General features: G+C 45.5%; 11 protein-coding genes. 10 read left to right on the top strand and 1 reads right to left on the bottom strand.

Annotation, left to right across the window (positions count from 1 at the left end; translation table 11 throughout):
* The first annotated feature begins 41 nt into the window (after positions 1 to 41).
* The 10 genes from BT_RS08275 (at position 42) to BT_RS08230 (ending at position 20,911) form a co-directional block, all read left to right on the top strand.
* Positions 42 to 1,706, top strand: a complete 1,665-nt coding sequence (locus BT_RS08275) for a glycosyl hydrolase family 18 protein (RefSeq protein ID WP_008767894.1) — start codon at positions 42 to 44, stop codon at positions 1,704 to 1,706.
* 30 nt (positions 1,707 to 1,736) lie between these two features.
* Positions 1,737 to 5,096, top strand: coding sequence for a SusC/RagA family TonB-linked outer membrane protein (locus BT_RS08270; protein WP_008767895.1), 3,360 nt, complete (start codon positions 1,737 to 1,739; stop codon positions 5,094 to 5,096).
* Between the two features lie 13 nt (positions 5,097 to 5,109).
* Positions 5,110 to 6,927, top strand: a complete 1,818-nt coding sequence (locus BT_RS08265) for a RagB/SusD family nutrient uptake outer membrane protein (protein ID WP_008767896.1) — start codon at positions 5,110 to 5,112, stop codon at positions 6,925 to 6,927.
* Between the two features lie 45 nt (positions 6,928 to 6,972).
* Complete coding sequence (locus BT_RS08260) at positions 6,973 to 8,754, top strand: DUF5006 domain-containing protein (RefSeq protein WP_011107902.1); 1,782 nt, start codon at positions 6,973 to 6,975, stop codon at positions 8,752 to 8,754.
* 201 nt (positions 8,755 to 8,955) lie between these two features.
* Positions 8,956 to 10,539 carry a sulfatase family protein gene (locus tag BT_RS08255; RefSeq protein ID WP_008762102.1) on the top strand — a complete coding sequence of 528 codons (1,584 nt, stop codon included), beginning with the start codon at positions 8,956 to 8,958 and terminating at the stop codon, positions 10,537 to 10,539.
* A 15-nt stretch (positions 10,540 to 10,554) separates the two neighbouring features.
* Entirely contained in the window at positions 10,555 to 12,885 is a 2,331-nt protein-coding gene (locus BT_RS08250; RefSeq protein ID WP_011107900.1) for a glycoside hydrolase family 20 protein, read from the top strand.
* A 25-nt stretch (positions 12,886 to 12,910) separates the two neighbouring features.
* A complete protein-coding gene (locus BT_RS08245) occupies positions 12,911 to 15,982 on the top strand; it encodes a glycoside hydrolase family 2 TIM barrel-domain containing protein (protein WP_070750859.1) in 3,072 nt (1,023 codons plus the stop codon).
* Between the two features lie 167 nt (positions 15,983 to 16,149).
* A complete protein-coding gene (locus BT_RS08240) occupies positions 16,150 to 17,967 on the top strand; it encodes an alpha-L-fucosidase (protein ID WP_011107898.1) in 1,818 nt (605 codons plus the stop codon).
* An 86-nt stretch (positions 17,968 to 18,053) separates the two neighbouring features.
* Complete coding sequence (locus BT_RS08235) at positions 18,054 to 19,601, top strand: sulfatase-like hydrolase/transferase (RefSeq protein WP_011107897.1); 1,548 nt, start codon at positions 18,054 to 18,056, stop codon at positions 19,599 to 19,601.
* Positions 19,602 to 19,735: 134 nt separating this feature from the next.
* Complete coding sequence (locus tag BT_RS08230) at positions 19,736 to 20,911, top strand: mechanosensitive ion channel family protein (protein WP_008762107.1); 1,176 nt, start codon at positions 19,736 to 19,738, stop codon at positions 20,909 to 20,911.
* A gap of 166 nt (positions 20,912 to 21,077) precedes the next feature.
* Here the strand turns inward: BT_RS08230 and BT_RS08225 are convergent, their stop codons facing one another.
* Entirely contained in the window at positions 21,078 to 22,580 is a 1,503-nt protein-coding gene (locus BT_RS08225) for an arylsulfatase (RefSeq protein ID WP_011107896.1), read from the bottom strand.
* Between the last annotated feature and the right edge of the window lie 5 nt (positions 22,581 to 22,585).

The following is a 22,585-nucleotide window of genomic DNA, read 5'->3' as shown; positions in this document are numbered from 1 at the left end:
CTTCGCTACTTATATAAAAGGTAATCTTAATTAATAAACTTATGAGAAGCAAATTCCTATTTCTTTGTCTCTTCCTTTTTGGAATGTTGACAGCTTGCAAAGACACAAAATGGGTAGATGTTCCTACCGGTACTCCTCCCGAAGGTTCAGTTACGGGAAAACCGGGCGAAACTGAAGAACCCGATGATCCTGATCCTACAGATAAAACATTTATCAACTGTTCTTATATCCGTGGTGATTTTTTTGAAACGAATCGAATTTCGGGAGCAAGTATGGGTGCTTGCAACGATTTGATTTATCTGACGGCACGTCCTTATGCTGACGGTGATTTGACTTTTGACTTACCCGTGAATGATGCAACACTTACAGGGGCAGCAACGTATGCTGCTTCTTATAATGGACGCAACGGAGTACTCAAATTGGATGGTACCGGCAAGATGAACGCCGGCGACGGTCTGTTGCATTCACCGGACGGAGCATTCAAGAAATTCACATTCGGTACTTATATATATGTCAGCGAGTGGGTGGACGGAGCTTGCTTGTTTAAAAAGGTAGACGGCGGTTCTGTTGTCATCGCTTTCCAGTTGGGAGCAACGGAAGGTAATCTGAAACTGACTGTCGGAAGTGCTACGGCCACAGTGACGAATAGCGCATTGAAATCAGGAGCATGGCATTATGTAGCGGTGACTTATGATGGTGGCGCTGCCAAGTTATATATAGATACGAACAATACTGCCACTGACTTTACAGGCTCTCTGCCTGCTTCGGTTCCTAATACCCGTGCTGACTTTGTGATGGGAGAGAACCTAAAAGGTTATCTGGATGAAACATTTGTGAACAGTCTGCTGATGGGTACATTAGGAAGAAATCCCATCTCTTTTGATAATTGGAATAACACGAAAACACTTGCTTACTGGAAATATGATGACGCTGCAAAACCTGGTAAGGACTCGCATACATGGGCTATTCGTCTGGAGCAGATTCGTACTGCCTTGAATGGACAGGCAGGTGACCGGAAGATACGTTTGGGTATTGCTGGCGGCGAATGGTTGAAAATGGTCGGCAACGCAACTGCCCGTACTAACTTTGCCAATAACGTAAAGAAGGTGATCGAGCAATATAATCTGGATGGTGCGGACCTCGACTTTGAATGGGCTTATTCAGGTACTGATTTATCCAATTACAGTAAAGCCATCGTACAATTGCGTGAAGTATTGGGGAAAGATGTATTTTTGACCGTATCCCTACATCCTGTTTCTTACAAAATAAGTGCGGAAGCTATTGCAGCAGTCGATTTTATCTCGTTGCAATGCTATGGACCTTCAGTAGAACTTTTCTCTATGGAACGTTTCAAATCGGATGGTAAAGCTGCAGTCGATTATGGAATACCTCAGGATAAACTGGTCATGGGAGTACCTTTCTACGGGACTACGGGTACTGCCGGCGAGCAGGCTGCTTATTTTGATCTTGTCGGTAAGGGTAACCTGACTAATACTTCTGCAGACACATGGAGTTATGAAGGAAAGAACTATACGCTCAACAGCCAGAATACGATTCGCCAGAAGACACAATATGTGTGCGAGAATGGTTTTGGAGGAATCATGAGCTGGGACTTGGCTACAGACGTAGACGTGACGCATGAGATGTCTTTGTTGAAAGCAGTGAAAGAAGAGCTTGATTACTATGCCAATCCTACTGTAGAATAAAATAGAATCTTAATTAGTAAATATAATATTATGGAAAAAAAGAAGTTCGTGAGAAAACAAGAACGCTTTGTTCTGTTTCTGATGCTCCTGTTATTATTTCCTCTGGGTGCGTTGGCACAACAAAAATTGATAAAGGGACAGGTGGTAGACGAAATGGGAGAACCTATTATCGGTGCTACAGTCATGGTAAAAGGTGTAACCGGAGGAACGATTACAGATATTGACGGTAATTTCTCTATTCAAGGAAAAGTAGGAAGCACTCTTTCTGTTACATATGTGGGATATGCCCCATTGCAGGTAAAAGTCACTAAACAGGAAGGTAACAGACTGGTGATGAAGGAAGATGCTAAGGTGCTGGATGAAGTTGTGGTGGTAGGTATGGATACACAAAAAAGAAATACCATTACGGCAGCTGTCGCTACATTGAAAGATGACGCGATTGTGAATCGTCCTGTGACGGATGTTACCAGTGCTTTGCAAGGTAATATAGCCGGTTTGAACTTTGCTTCGGATGCAGTAGGCGGTGGTGTCGGTGGTGAAATCGGTGCCGATATTAAATTCAGTATTCGCGGTATCGGTTCTATTAACGGTGGCGAGCCTTATGTATTGGTGGATGGAGTGGAGCAGAGCATGCAGAATGTGAACCCGGCCGATATTGCCAGTATCAGTGTACTGAAAGATGCTTCTGCTTCTGCTGTATATGGTGCGCGTGCTGCTTATGGTGTGGTTCTAGTAACAACGAAGAGCGGTAAAAAAGAAAGAGCCAGTGTTACTTATCGTGGCACGGTAGGTTTCAGTGCACCTATCAATATGCCTAAAATGATGAATGCGTTGGAATACGCTGCGTATAATAACCAACAGTATGATAATGGAGGAGCTTCATCCGGTTTGCAAAAGATTTCGGATAAGACAATTGAGAAGATTAAGGGATTTATGCAGAATCCTTATTCGGCTGAGTTCCCGGGGATTGAAGCGAATACCACCGGTGATGACTGGGCAGGTGCTTATTATAATCAATACGGTAATACAGACTGGTTTGAATATTATTTCAAAGACAAATCTGTCCGCCATTCTCACAATTTGAGCGTGCAGGGAGGTTCTGATAAAGTAAACTATTATATTGGTATGGGATATACCTATCAGGAAGGTTTGCTGGATAAGGTACAGGATGATCTGAGTAAATATAACCTGAATACCAAGTTACAGTTTAAGACAAGTGACTGGCTGCGCTTCAACCTGAATAACAATATTACTTTGCAGATGATCAAACGCCCAATGGCTAATCAGATGATTCTGTATAATAAGATCGGTAGCCACCGTCCGACTCAGGTGACTGAACTACCAGTTGAATCAGAATATAATATACCTAGCTGGAATGAAATGTTGTATCTGAAAAATTCCAATTATCAGAGAAACCGTATTTCGGATGCCTTGTCGTTTTCGGCTACCGTAACTCCTTTGGAAGGTTGGGATATCACCGGAGAAATGAAAATACGTTTTGATGTTGAAAATAATAACCTGAAAATGAAAGATGACCAGAAGTACGAAACTCCTGCAGGCACTTTCAAACCGGGCGATGCTACTAATCAGCGACAAGGATTTGCTTATCCGGGCATTAGCTGGAAAAACATGTATTTCGGCTCTTACACACGTGGTAGCATGTTTAATTATTATCTGTCGCCTAATCTGTCAAGTTCTTATACTCACCAGTGGGGAGATCATTTCTTTAAGGCAATGGCGGGTTACCAGATGGAATTGCAGGAGTATTCGGAAGAATATATGTATAAAGACGGTATGTTGAGTAACGATATTTATTCATTTGATAATGCCAGCGGAAATGTGATAGCAGGTGAAGCCCGTTCACACTGGGCTACGATGGGATTCTATACTCGTCTGAACTGGAACTACAATAATATTTATTTTCTGGAGTTCAGCGGACGTTATGATGGTTCTTCCCGTTTTGCTCCAGGCCACCGTTGGGGATTCTTCCCGTCATTCTCTGCCGGTTATGATATTGCACGCACTCCTTATTTCCAGCAATTGGCACTTCCTGTGTCTCAGTTGAAAGTACGTGTATCTTATGGTCGTCTGGGAAATCAGAATGGTGCAGGCCTATATGATTACATTGCTCAAATGCCGTTGGATGCACAAGGGACCAACGCTTGGCTGCTGCCCGGAATTTCGTCTTCCACGGCGTCCAAAGGAACAATTGCCAAGACTCCGAAAATGATCAGCCCATACATCACCTGGGAGAAAGTGGATAATGCCAACTTAGGTTTTGACTTAATGTTATTAAAAAACCGCTTGTCAATAACTGCCGACTTCTACCAACGTACGACACGTGACATGATTGGTCCGGCAGAGTCTATCCCAAGTATCAGTGGCATTGCTTCGGATGACCGTGCTAAAGTGAACAATGCCACTTTGCGTAACCGTGGTTGGGAACTTTCTGTAAGTTGGAATGATAAACTGAAATGTGGTTTTAGCTATGGAGTCGGTTTCAATGTATTTAACTACAAGGCTGTCGTGACCAAGTATAATAATCCTGAAGGTATCATTTACAATAATCATACAGGTCTGGCTGCCAATAAAGGTTATTATGAAGGTATGGATATTGGTGAAATATGGGGATATCGCGCAGACGATCTTTTCCTGTCGAACCGTGAAATTGATGATTACCTGAGAAATGTAAATCTGACAGCGTTCAAGTCGAATGACCTTTGGCGTCGCGGTGACTTAAAATATATCGATTCCAATGGGGATGGTAGAGTAGACGGTGGTAAAGGTACTTTGGCTGATCACGGAGATTTGCAGATTATTGGTAATACGACTCCCAAATATTCGTTCGGTATCAACTTGAATCTGGGATATAAAGGTTTTGAAGTATCTACATTGTTGCAAGGTGTGGCTAAGAGAGATTTTCCGATTTCCGGAAGTAACTATATGTTTGGTGGAAACAACTACAATTTCAAAGAACATCTCGATTATTTCAGCACAGAGAATCCGAATGGATACTTGCCGCGTCTGACCGGCTGGAAGGATGACAAAGACTTTTTGGTGAATACCGGATATAACACCACACGTTATCTGTTGAACGCTGCTTACATGCGTATGAAGAATCTGACGGTTGCTTATACCTTCAACAAAAAACAACTGAAACATATTGGTATCAGCAATCTGAAAGTATATGTGACTTGCGATAACTTATTCACCGTAACGAAACTGCCGAAACAATTTGATCCGGAAACACTGAATCAGGTGAATATGTCGGCTGGCGGTGATGCTCAAAATACGGCTCCGGGTCTGACTTCTCCTATGAAGCAGAATGGTAACGGTATGGTATACCCGATGAACCGTAACTTCGTATTCGGACTTGATTTCACCTTTTAATTAGAGAATGACGATGAAAAAAATATATGTATTATTAGTGGTTGGGGCAAGTTTCATGATGTCGGCATGTTCGGACTTCCTGGACAGAGAGCCTTTGACAACACCCAATAGTGAGACATTCCTTTCCAATGCAAGTGCCGTGAACAACTATATCAACGGTTTGTATATAGCACTTCCTTCTTTCGGGACTTACGATATGGGAGTTCGTGGAGAAGAGAAGAACAGTGATAATATCGTTGCGGAGGTTTATGACAAACGTCTGAACGGAGAATTGCAGGAAAACGGAGGAGGTACTACGGAATGGCAGAAAGGATATCAGAACCTGCGTAATGTGAATTATTTCTTTGAATACTATAAAGTGCCGGAAACAGAAGAGACGAAAGATGTACTTTCAATGAAAGGTGAGGCTTATTTTTTCCGTGCATACTGGCATTTTTATTTGCTGACCAGATTTGGAAGTATTCCTGTGATGGATAGATTCTGGGACGGCAATGCAACTGTCGGCGGTTTGCAGATTCCTCCGCGTGACCGTTCCGCAGTGGCGCAGTTTATTCTTGACGATCTGAATACAGCTAAGGGATTACTTCACTCGCGTAGCCAGTATAAAGGTTTGAGAGTGTGTAAGGAGGCCGCTATTATTATGGCTATGAGAGTGGCCCTTTATGAAGGTACCTGGGAGAAATATCACAAAGGAACAGACTTTGCCGCTGCTGAAGATAAATCGGCAGACTTACTGGGACAGGTGCTGACACTGGGCGATGAACTGTTTGGTATGGGACTTGCTTTGAACACAAAAGCTACCGATAAGAATGCAGTGAATATAGAAGATGCTTATGCGCATATATTCAACTCGAAAGACCTGTCGGATATGACAGAGGTTGTATTTTGGAAGAAATATTCGATAGCAGATGGTGTGATTCATAATCTGAGCAGTAATCTGGGAGCGGGTTATGTAGATAACAGCGGACCGGCAGGTTTATCTCAGTCGTTGGTTGATAATTACTTGAATGCTGACGGAACACCTATCAATCCTGCTGACGGCATTTTTAAAGATTTCAATTTGACTTTTAAAGGCCGTGACGGACGTTTGCTGGCGACGGTTATGCATTCAAATTGTAAGTTTAAGTCAACCTCACCGGAATCAAAATCGAAAGCGATGCTGGTAGAGGAATATTCGGAAGAGAACAAACAGATAGTTCGTCCCCCTTATCTGACTGAAGGCGGTCCTGCGCGTAATGCTACCGGTTATCACATCCGTATGAGTATCGATACTACATATGTAAGCGGTCAGGGCGAGACGTCTCTTCCGGTGATCCGTTATGCGGAAGCTCTGCTGGCTTATGCGGAAGCTGCGGAAGAATTGGGAAAATGTACTCCTGCTGTTTTGGAAAAAACTTTAAAACCATTGCGAGAGCGCGCTGGGGTGACGTACAAAGACCCGTCTGAAATCGATCCTAATTTCACCGATTTTGGTTATACCATTTCTGCCAATTTGCAGGAAATCCGTAGGGAAAGACGTGCAGAACTAGCTTTGCAAGGTTTTCGTCTTGATGATTTGATGCGTTGGAGAGCTCATAAACTGATTCAGGGAAAACGTGGAACCGGTGCTTATTTTGGTACAGACGGTGTATTGTACAAAGCATTCGATCCTAAAAACGCAGCGGACTTGAAAACGATTCTGACTACAGACGGCTGGCTCGACCCACAGAAGGAACTTCTTCCGAGAGGCTATCAGTTTGATGCTAACCGCGATTACCTGTTGCCGGTACCTCCGAGTGAGATATCGTTGAATCATGAGTTGAAACAGAATCCGGGCTGGCAACGGAAATAGGAGAATGGAACAAGATTCATTTATGATAATTAGATAGATAAAGATATGAAGAACATATTATATAAAATACTTCCGGTATGTTTGTTGACCATCGGTTTGACAGGATGTGAGGATGAGACCAAGTATCGTCCTCTGCCGGAAGCTGTACCTTTGACAATGAGCATCAATGAAAAGGCGTTTGTGATGGGAGAACACTTGAAAGTAGATATTAAAGTGGAACCAGATGCTGATGGTAATGAGGTGGTAGCTAACGAAGATTTCGATATTTACTTTACGGCAAAAGCCGGAACGGAAGATGTAGCGAATGTGTTCGAACCATTTAGTAGTATTGTTACTTTCCCGAAAGGAGAGAAGCAGATTCAGGTGGATTTTCCGGTTAAGACTTCCGGATTAGTTGGTACTACTACGATGGAGTTTGTTGCTTTCGCACGTGGTTATAAGATGGCTAATTCCAGTCAGGGAATCAAGGTATCTGATTATTATCGGATATCCATGTCTCTGGAAAATAATACAGAAAATGTGGTGACAGAAGGCGGTAAGTTTGTATTGGTTGCCAAAGTAGACAAACCGAGTTCTGTGCCACTCGAAGTCACTATTACTCCGAAGGAAGGGGAAGAGGGCAGGTATGACAATCTACCTTCTACTTTAACTATTCCTGCAGGAAGAACTTCGGTCAAAAGTGCTGCTGTGACTATCAAACAGGACTATGAAATGACAGGCGACTTGCAGTTGGTATTGAATCTGAAAAGTAATTCTTCTTCCAATCCGATGACTGCTCCTGCATTGACTATTACCATGACAGACCTGGAATCAATGGCTGATCCTGATTTGTATGATATGACTACTGTATATGAGAATCCGAACATCATGTTTGTTTCTTATGATGATGACTGGTTTACGGGTAAAGAAACAGCTAAGATGGACGAAGGAACAGCACATCCGAATGCCGAATTGGGCAGTCAGTGGAAGTTTGATTATGCTATTGAGTTCCATAAAAATTCAACATCGGGAGATTATCAAAAATTAGGTAATGCAACGGATGCCAATAGAGGAAATGTTTTAAAGATTGATTGGATCAAATACGCAAAAGTTACTGATGAAGGTGAATTGAATATTTGTGTAGGTGTAGAAGGTACTAATTATGGAACAGCAGGAATACATTGCTGTAAGTCTTTAGGGCAGATGTGGGCACAAAATGTTACACGTATATATCCGGGTATGCGTATTGAAATGAAAGTTCGTTTAGGAGGTAATAGAACAGGATTTGTACCGATGATAGAGGTGAAGAATCCAGCAACTGCTACTACATGTAAAGAAGCTAAGCAATCAATCTGTATACTTAAGAATGTTTCCGGCTCTGCAATCACCCAATCGGTGAGGGGAGAGGTTGTCAGTGATGCGAAGAGCGTAGTATCTGCTATTCCTAAAGTAGAAGATTATAATATTTATTGGGTCGAACTAGTCGATGAAAATACAATAAAGTTAGGTATTAATGGTTCTACAACCTTGGAAGTCACAAGGGATATGTTGGATTCATGGCCTTTTACCAAAGCTTCTACAGGAACATCAGTTGGAGCGAAAGGTCTTTATTTAGTAATGCGAATGGACTTGTTCGGAGAAGGTAATAGTGTTTCTTCTGAACTTCCGGCAGGTTGGGATACTGAACTGAAGTCAATTAATCCTGCAAATTATGCAACAGAAGGACCAAGAATGATAATAGACTGGATTCGTTTCTATGTAAATGATAACTATAAACGGGAAGCGAATGAACTTGTGAATAGAGACTATAAAGTCTCAATTCCTGGTAAGTTCTACCAGTTCTATTAATCTGTCATATTGACGAACCGTTTTCAATAGTATGAAATAAGTTCAATGCCGGAAGGCCATCGTGCAACAGCGATTTACTTCCGGCATTTACTGCTAATTCGGGTGGAAATAGAGAATATTGTAAATACATTAGCTATTTGTAGACATACTTTTTACATATCTTCCCTATCTTTGCCATGTAATCTAAATAAATTAATCATTATGGAAAACCTGCAATCAAACTTGTTCTATTCTTTGGCAGGAGTAGCCGCCGTTGCCTCCCTTGCATCTTGTACAAACAAGCAGAAAACGACAGAACAAAAGCCGCTGAACATCGTCTATATTATGACAGACGACCATACAGCCCAGATGATGAGCTGCTATGACACCCGCTACATGGAAACTCCGAATCTTGACCGCATTGCGGCGGATGGTGTACGTTTTACTCAAAGCTTTGTTGCCAATTCATTAAGCGGTCCCAGCCGTGCCTGTATGATTACGGGTAAGCATAGCTGTGCCAATAAATTCTACGATAATACGACTTGCGTATTCGACAGTTCTCAACAGACATTCCCGAAGCTGCTGCAAAAGGTAGGTTATCAGACTGCGCTGGTCGGCAAATGGCATCTGGAAAGTTTGCCATCCGGATTTAATTACTGGCAGATAGTACCCGGACAGGGGGATTACTATAATCCTGCCTTTATTACACAAGATAATGATACCATCCAGAAACACGGATATATCACGAATCTAATTACCGATGATGCTATCGACTGGATGGAAAACAAGCGAGATCCGGAGAAACCGTTCTGCCTGCTGATTCATCACAAGGCGATTCACCGTAACTGGATGGCGGATACATGTAACCTTGCTCTCTACGAGGACAAGACATTCCCGTTGCCGGATAATTTCTTTGACGACTATGAAGGTCGCCCTGCTGCGGCTGCTCAGGAAATGAGTATCGTGAAGGACATGGATATGATTTACGACCTGAAGATGCTTCGTCCGAATGAGAAATCACGCCTGAGATCACTTTATGAAAGATTCCTCGGACGCATGGACGAAGGACAGCGTGCCGCATGGGACAAGTTCTATGCTCCGATTATCGATGATTTCTACAAACAGAATCTGACAGGAAAAGAACTGGCCAACTGGAAGTTCCAGCGTTATATGCGCGACTACATGAAAACCGTGAAGTCTCTTGATGATAACGTAGGACGTGTGCTCGACTATCTGAAGGAAAAAGGGTTGCTGGACAATACACTGGTAGTTTATACTTCCGATCAGGGTTTCTACATGGGCGAACACGGTTGGTTCGACAAGCGTTTCATGTATGAAGAATCTATGCGCACACCACTTATCATGCGTCTGCCGAAAGGTTTCGACCGCAGGGGAGATATCACCGAAATGGTACAGAACATCGACTATGCACCTACTTTCCTTGAACTGGCAGGAGCGGAAATTCCCGCAGATATCCACGGAGTATCACTGCTGCCTCTGTTGAAAGGTGAGCATCCGAAGGACTGGAGAAAGTCTCTGTATTACCACTTCTATGAATATCCTGCCGAACACATGGTGAAACGTCACTATGGCGTACGTACGGAACGCTATAAACTGATTCATTTCTATAATGATATCAACTGGTGGGAACTGTATGATATGCAGGCAGACCCGTCGGAAATGCACAACCTCTACGGTGAGGCTGAGTATGAACCGGTAGTAAAGGAACTGAAAGACGAATTGCTGAAACTACAGGAACAATATAATGATCCCGTCCGCTTTTCTCCGGAAAGGGACAAGGAATAACCCCCGAATAATACAATGACAAGAGCGATTTTAATATTACTGATAGGCTTTCTATCTTCGATAGTAGCCGGATGTAGCGATACTAACTTGACACATGACATACCCTTGGTTCCACGCCCGGCGCAAATAGTGCCGGGCAGCGGGAACTACCTTTTCTCCGGTAAAACGGTATTTGCCGTAGAGAATGAGGAGCAGGCGGAAGTGGCACGCAGCTTTATAGCTTTGTTTACCCGTGCGGCAGGCTTTACTCCGAAGTTGACGGTAGGCGATGCGGAAAAGGGAAATGTTCGTTTCCAGACGGATGCAACCTTGAAAAGTGAGGCATATACGCTGCAAGTGTCTCCGAAAGAAATTATTATCGAAGCATCGGATGCAAAAGGATTCTTTTATGCTTTGCAGACCATTCGCCAGTTGCTTCCGGCATCCATCGAAAAAGAGGAAGTGTCGGATAAAAAAGTAAAATGGAGTATTCCGGCAGTGAGTATTCAGGACGAACCGCGTTTTGGTTACCGTGCGTTATTGCTGGATGCGTCACGCTTCTTTATTCCCAAAGAGAATGTATTGCGCATTATCGATTGTATGGCAATGCTCAAAATAAACACGCTTCACTTTCATCTGACAGATGATAACGGCTGGCGTGTGGAAATCAAGAAATATCCCCGTTTAACGGAAGTAGGTGCATGGAGAGTGGATCGTACGGACCTGCCTTTTCCTGCCCGGCGGAATCCGGAACCCGGAGAACCCACTCCGGTAGGAGGTTTCTACACACAGGAAGAAATAAAGGAAATGGTGGCTTATGCGGCTGAACGTCAGATTGAAGTGGTACCGGAAATCGATATGCCGGCACACAGTAATTCGGCATTGGCAGCTTATCCTCATTTAGCTTGTCCGGTAGTGAAGGAATATATCGGAGTGCTCCCCGGTTTGGGAGGACGAAATTCCGAGATCATCTATTGTGCCGGAAATGACAGTGTCTATGCCTTTCTTCAGGATGTGATGGATGAGATTCTGGAATTGTTCCCTTCCCGATATATCCATATCGGTGGCGATGAAGCCCGTAAAACTTATTGGGAGAAATGCCCGCTGTGTCAGGCACGGATGAAAAAGGAGAAGATTGCCAATGAAGAGGATTTGCAAGGTTATTTCATGAATCGGATGAGCGAATATGTACGTAGCAAAGGGCGCGAGGTGATAGGCTGGGATGAGCTGACGAACAGTAGCTTTTTGCCGGACGATGCCATTATTCTGGGTTGGCAGGGATACGGACAGGCTGCACTGAAGGCTGCCGAGAAGGGACATCGCTTCATCATGACTCCCGCACGCATCATGTACCTGATTCGTTATCAAGGACCGCAGTGGTTTGAGCCGCTGACGTATTTCGGCAATAATACGCTGAAAGATGTGTATGACTATGAGCCGGTTCAGAAAGACTGGAAACCGGAATATGCGGATTTGCTGATGGGCGTACAGGCTTGTATGTGGACAGAGTTCTGTAATAAGCCGGAGGATGTGGATTATTTGGTATTCCCACGCCTGGCGGCATTGGCGGAAGTGGCATGGACACAACCGGAAAAGAAAGACTGGACTTCGTTCCTGGAAGGCATGGATTCGTTTAATGAACATCTCGCAGCCAAAGGGATAGTGTATGCCCGTTCGATGTACAATATACAGCATACCGTGAGACCGGAAGACGGAGCACTGAAAGTAAAACTGGAATGTGTCCGTCCGGATGTGGAAATCCGTTATACAATGGATGGAAGCGAGCCGACCGCCGCTTCACCGCTCTATGAACAACCATTGTTGGTAAAAGAAGCTCAAACAGTCAATGCCGCAACGTTTGCCGATGGACAGCAGATGGGGAAAACACTGACGCTTCCGGTACACTGGAACAAGGCTACGGCAAAACCGTTGCTGGGTAATAAAGTGAATGAAGCCGTCCTGAACAACGGAGTCAGAGGAAGTCTGAAGCAAACGGACTTTGAATGGTGCAGTTGGGGAAGTAGCGACCGTATTTCCTTCACCGTCGATCTGTTGCAAAAGGAGAAAATGAATACGCTGACAATCGGTTGTATCACTAACTATGGAATGGGAGTGCACAAACCGAAATCAATCCGGGTAGCCGTGTCGGACGATAATGCGACTTATCGGGATATCAACGAATTGGAATATACTCCCGAGGAGATATTCCGTGAAGGAACTTTCATCGAAGACCTGTCGATAGATATGAGAGGAACCGTTGCCCGTTATGTGCGGGTTACAACGGAAGGAGCGGGAGAATGTCCGGCAAATCATGTACGTCCCGGACAAGAATCAAGAGTATGTTTCGATGAACTGATCATTGAATAACCAGTCACCAAAAAACAATATAATAATGATGAAATTAAAGAAACGAACGTTTTTAATCTTGATGGCAGCACTGACTGCTACCTTCGCTTCGGCTCAGAAACAGCCTTTGCCGGAGTGGCAGAGCCAGTATGCGGTAGGACTGAATAAACTCGCTCCTCATACCTATGTATGGCCTTACGCCGACGCTTCCGATATTGGAAAGCCGGGAGGATATGAACAGTCTCCTTATTATATGAGTCTGAACGGGAAGTGGAAATTTAACTGGGTGAAGAACCCGGACAACCGTCCGAAGGACTTTTACCAGCCCTCTTATTATACCGGAGGGTGGGCGGATATTAATGTTCCCGGCAACTGGGAACGGCAAGGCTACGGAACAGCTATCTATGTCAACGAAACTTATGAGTTTGACGACAAGATGTTCAACTTCAAGAAGAATCCGCCATTGGTTCCATTTGCTGAGAATGAAGTAGGTTCTTATCGTCGCACGTTTAAGGTGCCTGCCGACTGGAAAGGACGTCGGGTAGTGCTCTGCTGCGAAGGAGTGATCTCTTTCTATTATGTATGGGTGAACGGAAAGTTGCTTGGCTATAATCAGGGATCGAAGACGGCTGCCGAATGGGACATTACCGATGTACTGAGTGAAGGAGAGAATGTGGTAGCTCTGGAAGTATATCGCTGGAGTTCGGGTGCTTATCTGGAATGTCAGGATATGTGGCGTCTGAGTGGCATCGAACGGGATGTTTATCTGTATAGCACTCCCAAACAGTATATTGCTGACTATAAAGTAAGTGCTTCCCTTGATAAAGAGAAATACAAAGAAGGTATCTTCAATCTGGAAGTGACGGTGGAAGGCCCTTCTGCTACTGCCAGCTCTATCGCTTATACACTGAAGGATGCTTCCGGAAAGGCAGTATTGCAGGATGCCATTAACATCAAGTCCCGTGGACTGAGTAACTTTATCGCTTTCGATGAGAAGAAGATTGCAGAAGTAAAAGCATGGAATGCGGAGCATCCTAACCTTTATACCTTGGTACTCGAATTAAAAGATGCGCAAGGAAAAGTAACCGAACTGACCGGTTGTGAAGTCGGTTTCCGTACTTCGGAAATCAAGGACGGACGTTTCTGTATTAACGGTGTTCCGGTGCTGGTGAAAGGGACGAACCGTCACGAACATTCGCAACTGGGACGTACCGTAAGCAAAGAACTGATGGAACAGGATATCCGCCTGATGAAACAGCATAATATCAACATGGTGCGTAACTCACATTATCCGACTCATCCGTACTGGTATCAGCTTTGCGACCGCTACGGGCTGTATATGATTGATGAGGCGAATATCGAATCGCATGGCATGGGATACGGGCCTGCCTCCCTTGCCAAAGACAGTACTTGGCTGACCGCTCACATGGACCGTACACACCGTATGTACGAACGTTCCAAGAATCATCCGGCTATCGTGATCTGGTCACAGGGCAATGAAGCCGGCAACGGCATCAACTTCGAACGTACTTACGACTGGCTGAAATCGGTAGAGAAAGGCCGTCCCGTGCAATATGAACGTGCTGAACTGAATTACAACACGGACATCTATTGCCGTATGTACCGCAGTGTGGACGAAATTAAGGCATACGTGGGTAAGAAGGATATTTACCGTCCTTTCATTCTTTGCGAATATCTGCACGCTATGGGTAACAGTTGCGGTGGAATGAAAGAATACTGGGAAGTCTTTGAAAATGAGCCGATGGCACAAGGGGGCTGCATTTGGGACTGGGTGGATCAGAACTTCCGTGAAATAGACAAAGACGGAAAATGGTACTGGACTTATGGAGGCGATTACGGACCGGAAGGAATCCCCAGCTTCGGTAATTTCTGTGGCAACGGTCTGGTGAATGCTGTTCGTGAACCGCATCCGCATCTACTCGAAGTGAAGAAAATATATCAGAACATCAAAGCGACTTTGTCAGACCGGAAGAATCTGAAAGTCTGCATAAAGAACTGGTATGACTTTTCTAATCTGAATGAATATATCCTGCGTTGGAATGTGAAAGGGGAGGATGGAACCGTACTTGCCGAAGGCACGAAGGAAGTAGACTGCGAGCCGCACGCTACGGTAGATGTCACTTTGGGTGCCGTCAAACTTCCGAATACCGTTCGGGAAGCCTATCTGAACCTAAGCTGGAGCCGTAAAGAGGCCACTCCGCTAGTGGATACCGACTGGGAAGTGGCATACGACCAGTTTGTACTTGCCGGTAATAAGAATACGACGGCTTATCGTCCGCAGAAGGCGGGAGAAACAGCTTTTGTTGTGGACAAGAATACCGGGGCACTTTCTTCCCTGACTTTGGATGGAAAGGAATTGCTGGCTGCACCAATCACTTTGAGCCTGTTCCGTCCGGCTACGGATAATGATAACCGGGATAGGAACGGAGCCCGTCTGTGGCGCAAGGCAGGTTTGAACAATCTGACACAGAAAGTGGTGTCACTGAAAGAAGAAAAGACATCGGCAACGGTCCGTGCTGAGATTCTTAATGGGAAAGGACAGAAAGTAGGAATGGCGGATTTTGTTTATGCACTCGACAAGAACGGGGCATTGAAGGTTCGCACCACCTTCCAGCCGGATACGGCGATTGTGAAGTCGATGGCTCGTCTGGGGCTGACCTTCCGCATGGCAGATGCTTATAATCAAGTATCTTATCTGGGACGTGGCGATCATGAAACGTATATCGACCGCAACCAGTCCGGTAGGATAGGACTGTATGATACGACGGTAGAACGGATGTTCCACTATTACGCTACCCCACAATCTACAGCTAACCGGACAGATGTACGCTGGGCGAAACTGACGGATCAGGCAGGCGAAGGTGTCTTTATGGAATCGAATCGTCCTTTCCAGTTTAGTATCATTCCTTTCTCGGATGTATTATTAGAGAAGGCGCACCACATTAATGAACTGGAGCGTGACGGAATGATAACTATACATCTGGATGCCGAACAGGCAGGAGTAGGTACGGCTACCTGCGGACCGGGTGTATTGCCGCAATATCTGGTACCGGTGAAAAAGCAGAGTTTTGAATTTACGCTTTATCCGGTAAAATAGCCTGAAACTGATTGCATTTGGATAGAAATATTGCATTGAGATAGAATATAGGGGAGCGAATGGCATGGATTTAGCGAAGTTTAATGAAAAGCGCTTCGGGAAAGCCATGAAATTTGCTCCTTTATATTTATCTTTGTCTCATTAGCATTAAATCAATATTTATTATGATGAACAAACTACTTACTTCTCTCTTTTTATCTTCTGTGATAACGTTGGGCGGATGTGGACTGACGAAAGAAAACTACTATGTGAAGCATGTTGAATTTCCACAGGATGCAACCCTCGAACAAAAAATCGATATGGCAGCAAGGCTGGTTCCTACCCCCCAGCAGGCTGCGTGGCAACAAATGGAGCTGACTGCTTTCCTGCATTTCGGTATCAACACATTCACCGGACGCGAATGGGGCGATGGTCAGGAAGACCCTGCTATCTTTAACCCTACAGAGCTGGATGCAGAACAATGGGTGCGCACCTTGAAAGACGCCGGATTTAAAATGGTACTTCTCACGGCAAAGCATCATGACGGCTTTTGTCTGTGGCCTACAGCTACCACGAAACATTCGGTAGCCTCTTCCCCTTGGAAAAACGGTCAGGGCGACGTAGTGAAAGAACTGCGTAACGCTTGCGATAAATATGATATGAAATTCGGAGTCTACCTCTCTCCGTGGGACCGGAATGCGGAATGCTACGGAGATTCTCCTAAATACAACGAATTCTTTATTCGGCAATTAACGGAATTACTTACTAATTACGGCGAAGTGCACGAAGTGTGGTTTGACGGCGCAAACGGAGAAGGACCGAACGGAAAGAAACAAATCTATGACTGGGATGCGTTCTACAAGACTATCCAACAGTTGCAGCCGAAAGCGGTGATGGCAATTATGGGCGATGATGTCCGTTGGGTAGGTAATGAAAAAGGATTGGGACGCGAAACGGAATGGAGTGCAACGGTGCTGACTCCGGGCATTTATGCTCGTTCCGAAGAAAACAACAAACGACTGGGCGTCTTTAGCAAAGCCGAAGATTTAGGAAGCCGTGCGATGCTGGAAAAGGCAACGGAGTTATTCTGGTATCCTTCGGAAGTAGACGTGTCTATCCGTCCGGGATGGTTTTATCATGCGGAAGAAGACAGCAAAGTGAAATCCTTAAAACATCTGGCTGATATCTATTTCCAATCGGTAGGCTATAACTCGGTGCTCTTGCTGAATATTCCTCCCGACCGCAGAGGATTGATTAATGAAGCGGATGTGCAGCGGTTGAACGAATTTGCTGCTTATCGGGAGAAGATATTTACGAACAACCGGGTAGAGAAAGGAAGAAAAGACTGGGAGGCTGTTTCCGGCAGTGAAACTGTTTATTCCTTGAAACCGGAGTCGGAAATCAACGTTGTGATGTTGCAGGAAGATATCACGAAAGGGCAACGGGTGGAGTCTTTTACCGTAGAGGCATTGACGGAACAAGGCTGGCAGGAAGTGGCGAAAGGAACGACTGTAGGCTATAAGCGTATGGTTCGTTTTCCGGCAGTAAAGGCTACCCAGCTTCGGGTGAAGATCAACGAATGTCGTCTGACGGCTCACATCAGTCAGGTGGCAGCCTACTATGCAGACCCTTTGGAAGAAGAGAACCGGACGGAAAACTGGAACAATCTGCCTCGTGCTTCATGGAAACAGGTGGCTGCTTCTCCGTTGACCATTGATTTGGGCAAAGAAGTCGAACTCTCCGCATTTACTTATGCACCTCTGAAAGCGGAAGCGAAACCGACGATGGCTTTCCGTTACAAATTCTACGTGAGCGCAGATGGCAAGAACTGGAAGGAAGTGCCTGCCAACGGTGAGTTCAGCAATATCATGCATAATCCGTTGCCGCAGACTGTCACTTTCGGTCAGAAGGAAAAGGCACGCTTTATCAAGCTGGAAGCTACCACCCCTACGGCTACAACGGCGCAAGTAGAAATGAATGAAATCGGAGTGACCGTAGCTCCTTGACGAAGCTTTGAATTTTAACTTAATAAGTACATCACTTTGAGAATAGATACTTATTCATTCTAACCTAATAATTATCAAAAGACAAAATGAGAAAAGAATTTTATGGTATATTACCTTTAGCGTTAACTTCCTGTCTGGCTTCTCAGACCACTGCTCAGGAGAAACAAACCCAGCGTCCGAATGTTGTTTTTATCTATGCGGATGATATCGGTTACGGCGATTTGAGTTGTAACGGAGCCAAGACTATTCATACTCCTAATGTGGAACGTCTTGCCAAAATGGGAGTACGTTTTACCAATGCGCACAGTGCAGCTGCTACCAGTACGCCTTCCCGCTATGCGATGCTGACCGGTGAATATGCATGGCGCAAAGCCGGAACAGGTATTGCTGCCGGAGACGCTGCGGCTATTATCCGTCCGGAACGCTATACAATGGCGAACCTGTTCAAGGATGCCGGATACAACACCGGAGTCGTAGGCAAATGGCATCTGGGACTGGGCGACAAGGGCGGAGAACAAGACTGGAACAAGCCTTTGCAGCCGGGAACGAATGATATCGGCTTCGAATATTCCTTTATCATGGCAGCTACGGGCGACCGTGTTCCTTGTGTATTTGTAGAGAATGATCAGGTGATCAACCTTGATCCGAATGATCCGATTCAGGTAAGTTACAAAGCGAACTTTCCGGGAGAACCTACCGGGAAGGACAATCCGGAGTTGCTGAAAATGCATCCTTCTCACGGACACGACCAGAGTATCGTGAACGGTATTTCCCGTATCGGATATATGAAGGGCGGAAAGTCGGCTCTCTGGCAGGATGAGAAGATTGCGGAGACGCTGACAGGAAAAGCTGTTTCCTTTATTGAAGGACACAAGTCTGCTCCTTTCTTCCTGTATTTTGCCACGCAGGATGCGCATGTTCCCCGTGTTCCGTCTCCACAGTTCGCAGGAAAGAGCGGCATGGGACCTCGCGGCGATTGTCTGCTCGAATTTGACTGGTCGGTAGGCGAGATTCTGAATGCACTCGAACGACTGGGATTGGATAAGAATACACTGGTGATTCTTTCCAGTGATAACGGTCCGGTAGTGGACGACGGATATAAGGATCAGGCAGTGGAATTGCTAGGCGATCATACTCCGGGCGGCATTTATCGCGGAGGAAAGTACAGTTCGTTCGAAGCGGGTACACGTATTCCTTGTATCTGGAGCTGGCAGGGTGTGATCCGTCCGGGAACAGTTTCGGATGCATTGCTCTGTCAGATAGACTGGTTTGCTACTTTTGCCGAAATGCTGAATGTCCGCTTGCCGGAAGGTGCGGCACCGGATAGTGAACCGATGCTGAAAGCGTGGACAGGCAAGCAAAAGAAGGGACGCGAATGGCTGGTACTTCAGAATGCACAGAATAACCTGTCGGTGACAGACGGAAGATGGAAATATCTTCGTCCGGGAAATGGACCGGCATATCTGAAAGCAGTGAATATCGAGTTGGGAAACAGTAAGGAACCGCAGCTTTACGATCTGAAGAAAGATCCGAAAGAAAAGAATAATGTGGCGGGTCAGAATCCGGAACTGGTAAAGAAGATGGCAGCACAGTTGGAGAAAATTGTAGATGGACGCTACGGTCTGCCACTATAAAAGAAATGCTTAGAGAGTAGCAGTGGGACTGGCGGTCTTGATTTCTAGTAAATCGGACGCCAGTCTTTTTTTTAAACCAAACGTAGGTTTTCACTGTTATCATTCTATATAAATGATATATAAAGAAAGAACTTATGTTAGTAGTCGATTTAGGAAAATGGATGAACAAAATCCTGATAGATTGGGGGATAGATGCGAAGGTTGCCGATCGTTTTGATGAAACAATTATTGCTATACTGATGATAGCCATTGCTGTAGGGGTGGACTATCTTTGTCAGGCAATTCTAGTGGGAGGAATGAGGCAGTATACCCGCAGGAAACCGCATCTTTGGAATACATTGCTGATGAAACGTAAAGTGTTTCATAATCTGATTCATACGATTCCCGCCATCCTTGTCTATGCCCTGTTGCCGATGGCTTTCATGCGTGGCAAGGAACTGCTGGTTATTTCGCAGAAGGCTTGTGCCATTTATATCATCTTTTCTTTGCTGCTGGCTATCAATGGGATTCTGCTGATGATCATGGATATTTACGATGGAAAGGAGACAATGAAGAACCGGCCGATGAAAGGATTCATTCAAGTACTTCAGGTACTTTTGTTTTTTATCGGGGGGATTGTGATTATCTCTATCCTTGTAAATAAATCGCCTGCCAGTCTGTTTGCGGGACTGGGTGCTTCGGCAGCCATCCTGATGCTGGTATTCAAGGATTCCATTTTGGGATTTGTGGCAGGTATTCAGCTTTCTGCCAATGATATGGTGCGTCCGGGAGACTGGATCACGCTTCCTTCCGGTGCCGCGAATGGTACGGTGCAGGAGATTACGCTTAACACGGTCAAGATTCAGAACTTTGATAATACGATTTCTACGGTTCCGCCTTATACGCTGGTTAGCAGTCCTTTTCAGAACTGGCGTGGCATGAAGGATTCCGGTGGGCGGCGGGTGATGAAGAATATTACACTGGACCTGACGACACTCCAGTTTTGTACGCCGGAGATGCTCGACCGTTATCGGAAAGAGATTCCACTCATGGCGGATTATCAGCCGGAGGAAGGAGTGGTGCCCACCAATTCACAGGTTTACCGGGTGTATATCGAGCGGTATCTTTGCAGTCTGCCGGTGGTGAATCAGGATTTGGATTTGATTATCAGTCAGAAAGAGGCTACCATGTACGGAGTTCCTATTCAGGTTTATTTCTTTTCCCGCAATAAGGTGTGGAAAGAGTACGAGCGGATTCAGTCGGATATCTTCGACCATTTGCTGGCGATGGTGCCGAAGTTCGACTTGAAGGTATACCAGTATTCTGACTAACTCTATAGGGGACATCTTTGCCACAGGCTTAGCACAACTGTGCCACGCCTGTGGCACGGCCGTGCCAAGCTGTTGGCATAGTTGTGCCAAAGCGTTGGCACAAGTCTTTCGCAGGGATGTTACGGATGATGCTCCGGTATGTCCCGTTAGTTAGCAAGGAAGGTCGTTAAAAGTCCGGACCGTTTCTAGCTTCTTTCATCAGTCGTTCGAAGCGTTTTACGATATCGGGATGTTGCGCAGCCACATCGTGTTCTTCTCTGATGTCCGTTTCCAGATTATAAAGCTGCATTTGCGTATTGCCTTTCCGGATGTCCGTGATGATTCCTTTCCATTTTCCCATGCGGATTGCTTTGTTGCCAATCCTTGGGTCAGGATATTCCCAATATAAATAAGTGTGTTCTTTTTGTTTCCCTTTTTTGCCGAGCAATGTGGGCAGAAAGCTGATTCCGTCCGTTGGCGGACAAGTGATGCCTGCCAGTTCTGCCAGCGTAGGCATAACGTCCTGAAAAGCGCAGATGTGGTCACTTTGCGTACCGGGTTTTATTTTGCCGGGCCATGTGATAATGGCGGGGACACGGATACCTCCTTCATGCAAGAAACATTTGCCCCATCCGTATGCTGAATTGAAAAGTCCCCCGCTGTTGAACCAGGGAGAATCGCTGCCTCCGTTGAACGTAGGACCATTATCTGAAGTAAACACAATCAAGGTATTTTCGTACAGATGTTCCGCTTTCAGTTTTTCGATCAGTTGGCCGATCTGCTCGTCGAAATAACTGATCATAGCCGCATAGGTAGCATGCGGATACCGGCAGGGCAGATATCCCGCTTGTCCGGTGTAAGGCTTTTCGTCCCCGAATTTCTTTACATAATGCTGTACCCAGCGTTCGGGTGCCTGAAGCGAGACGTGCGGCAGGGGAGTGGTCCACATCAGGAAAAACGGTTTGCGTTTATTGGCATCGACAAATCCCATCAGTTCATCAAAGATCAGATCGTTGGCATATTCCTTTTGCGTATATTTAGCGTAGCTGGCTGGATCGTTCGGATCGGCACCTTTATCCAGAGGGCTTCGGTGAGGGTCTGTCACTTTGTTGGACAGGTAGACACGTTCTTCGTCATTATACAGAAAAGGAGGATAGTATGTGTGCGACTGGCGCTGGCAATTGTATCCGTAGAATCGGTCGAACCCCTGTTTGTTGGGAGTTCCTTCGGAACCCGGATACCCCAGTCCCCACTTGCCGAAACATCCGGTGGTATATCCCGCTTGTTGCATCATTCGCCCGATAGTCATCGTGTTCGCCTGTAGGGGGAATTGCCCTTCCAGCTCTTTATGAACGTACACCGAGTCGTAGTTGTTTACTGCTCCGCGTTCGGCTAACTCATTGTTGAAGCGGATTTGCGCATGACCGGAGTGCATACCTGTCATCAGTACGCAGCGTGCCGGAGCTGATACGGGGGAACCGGAATAATGTTGTGTCAGTTTGATGCCTTCGCTGCATAAACGGTCGATATGGGGTGTTTCTATTTTGTCTTGTCCGAAGCAACCGATATCTCCATATCCCAGATCGTCCATTAAAATATAGATAACGTTGGGAGATGCGGGTTGGGTTTGTCCGTGCAGGTAACCGCTGCACAGGGCGGGTATTGCGATCAATAAATTTCTTTTGTTCATGATGT

It is taken from the genome of Bacteroides thetaiotaomicron VPI-5482 (genome assembly GCF_000011065.1).
Classification (GTDB): Bacteria; Bacteroidota; Bacteroidia; order Bacteroidales; family Bacteroidaceae; genus Bacteroides; species Bacteroides thetaiotaomicron.
Note: the sequence above shows the minus strand (reverse complement) of the source record. Positions and strands in the feature narration are given on the sequence as shown.

What these genes read in the sequence shown, in the direction of transcription:
- BT_RS08275 (WP_008767894.1), top strand. Translation starts at nt 42, where the DNA reads ATGAGAAGCAAATTCCTATTTCTTTGTCTCTTCCTTTTTGGAATGTTG.
- BT_RS08270 (WP_008767895.1), top strand. Translation starts at nt 1,737, where the DNA reads ATGGAAAAAAAGAAGTTCGTGAGAAAACAAGAACGCTTTGTTCTGTTT.
- BT_RS08265 (WP_008767896.1), top strand. Translation starts at nt 5,110, where the DNA reads ATGAAAAAAATATATGTATTATTAGTGGTTGGGGCAAGTTTCATGATG.
- BT_RS08260 (WP_011107902.1), top strand. Translation starts at nt 6,973, where the DNA reads ATGAAGAACATATTATATAAAATACTTCCGGTATGTTTGTTGACCATC.
- BT_RS08255 (WP_008762102.1), top strand. Translation starts at nt 8,956, where the DNA reads ATGGAAAACCTGCAATCAAACTTGTTCTATTCTTTGGCAGGAGTAGCC.
- BT_RS08250 (WP_011107900.1), top strand. Translation starts at nt 10,555, where the DNA reads ATGACAAGAGCGATTTTAATATTACTGATAGGCTTTCTATCTTCGATA.
- BT_RS08245 (WP_070750859.1), top strand. Translation starts at nt 12,911, where the DNA reads ATGATGAAATTAAAGAAACGAACGTTTTTAATCTTGATGGCAGCACTG.
- BT_RS08240 (WP_011107898.1), top strand. Translation starts at nt 16,150, where the DNA reads ATGAACAAACTACTTACTTCTCTCTTTTTATCTTCTGTGATAACGTTG.
- BT_RS08235 (WP_011107897.1), top strand. Translation starts at nt 18,054, where the DNA reads ATGAGAAAAGAATTTTATGGTATATTACCTTTAGCGTTAACTTCCTGT.
- BT_RS08230 (WP_008762107.1), top strand. Translation starts at nt 19,736, where the DNA reads ATGTTAGTAGTCGATTTAGGAAAATGGATGAACAAAATCCTGATAGAT.
- BT_RS08225 (WP_011107896.1), bottom strand. Translation starts at nt 22,580, where the DNA reads ATGAACAAAAGAAATTTATTGATCGCAATACCCGCCCTGTGCAGCGGT.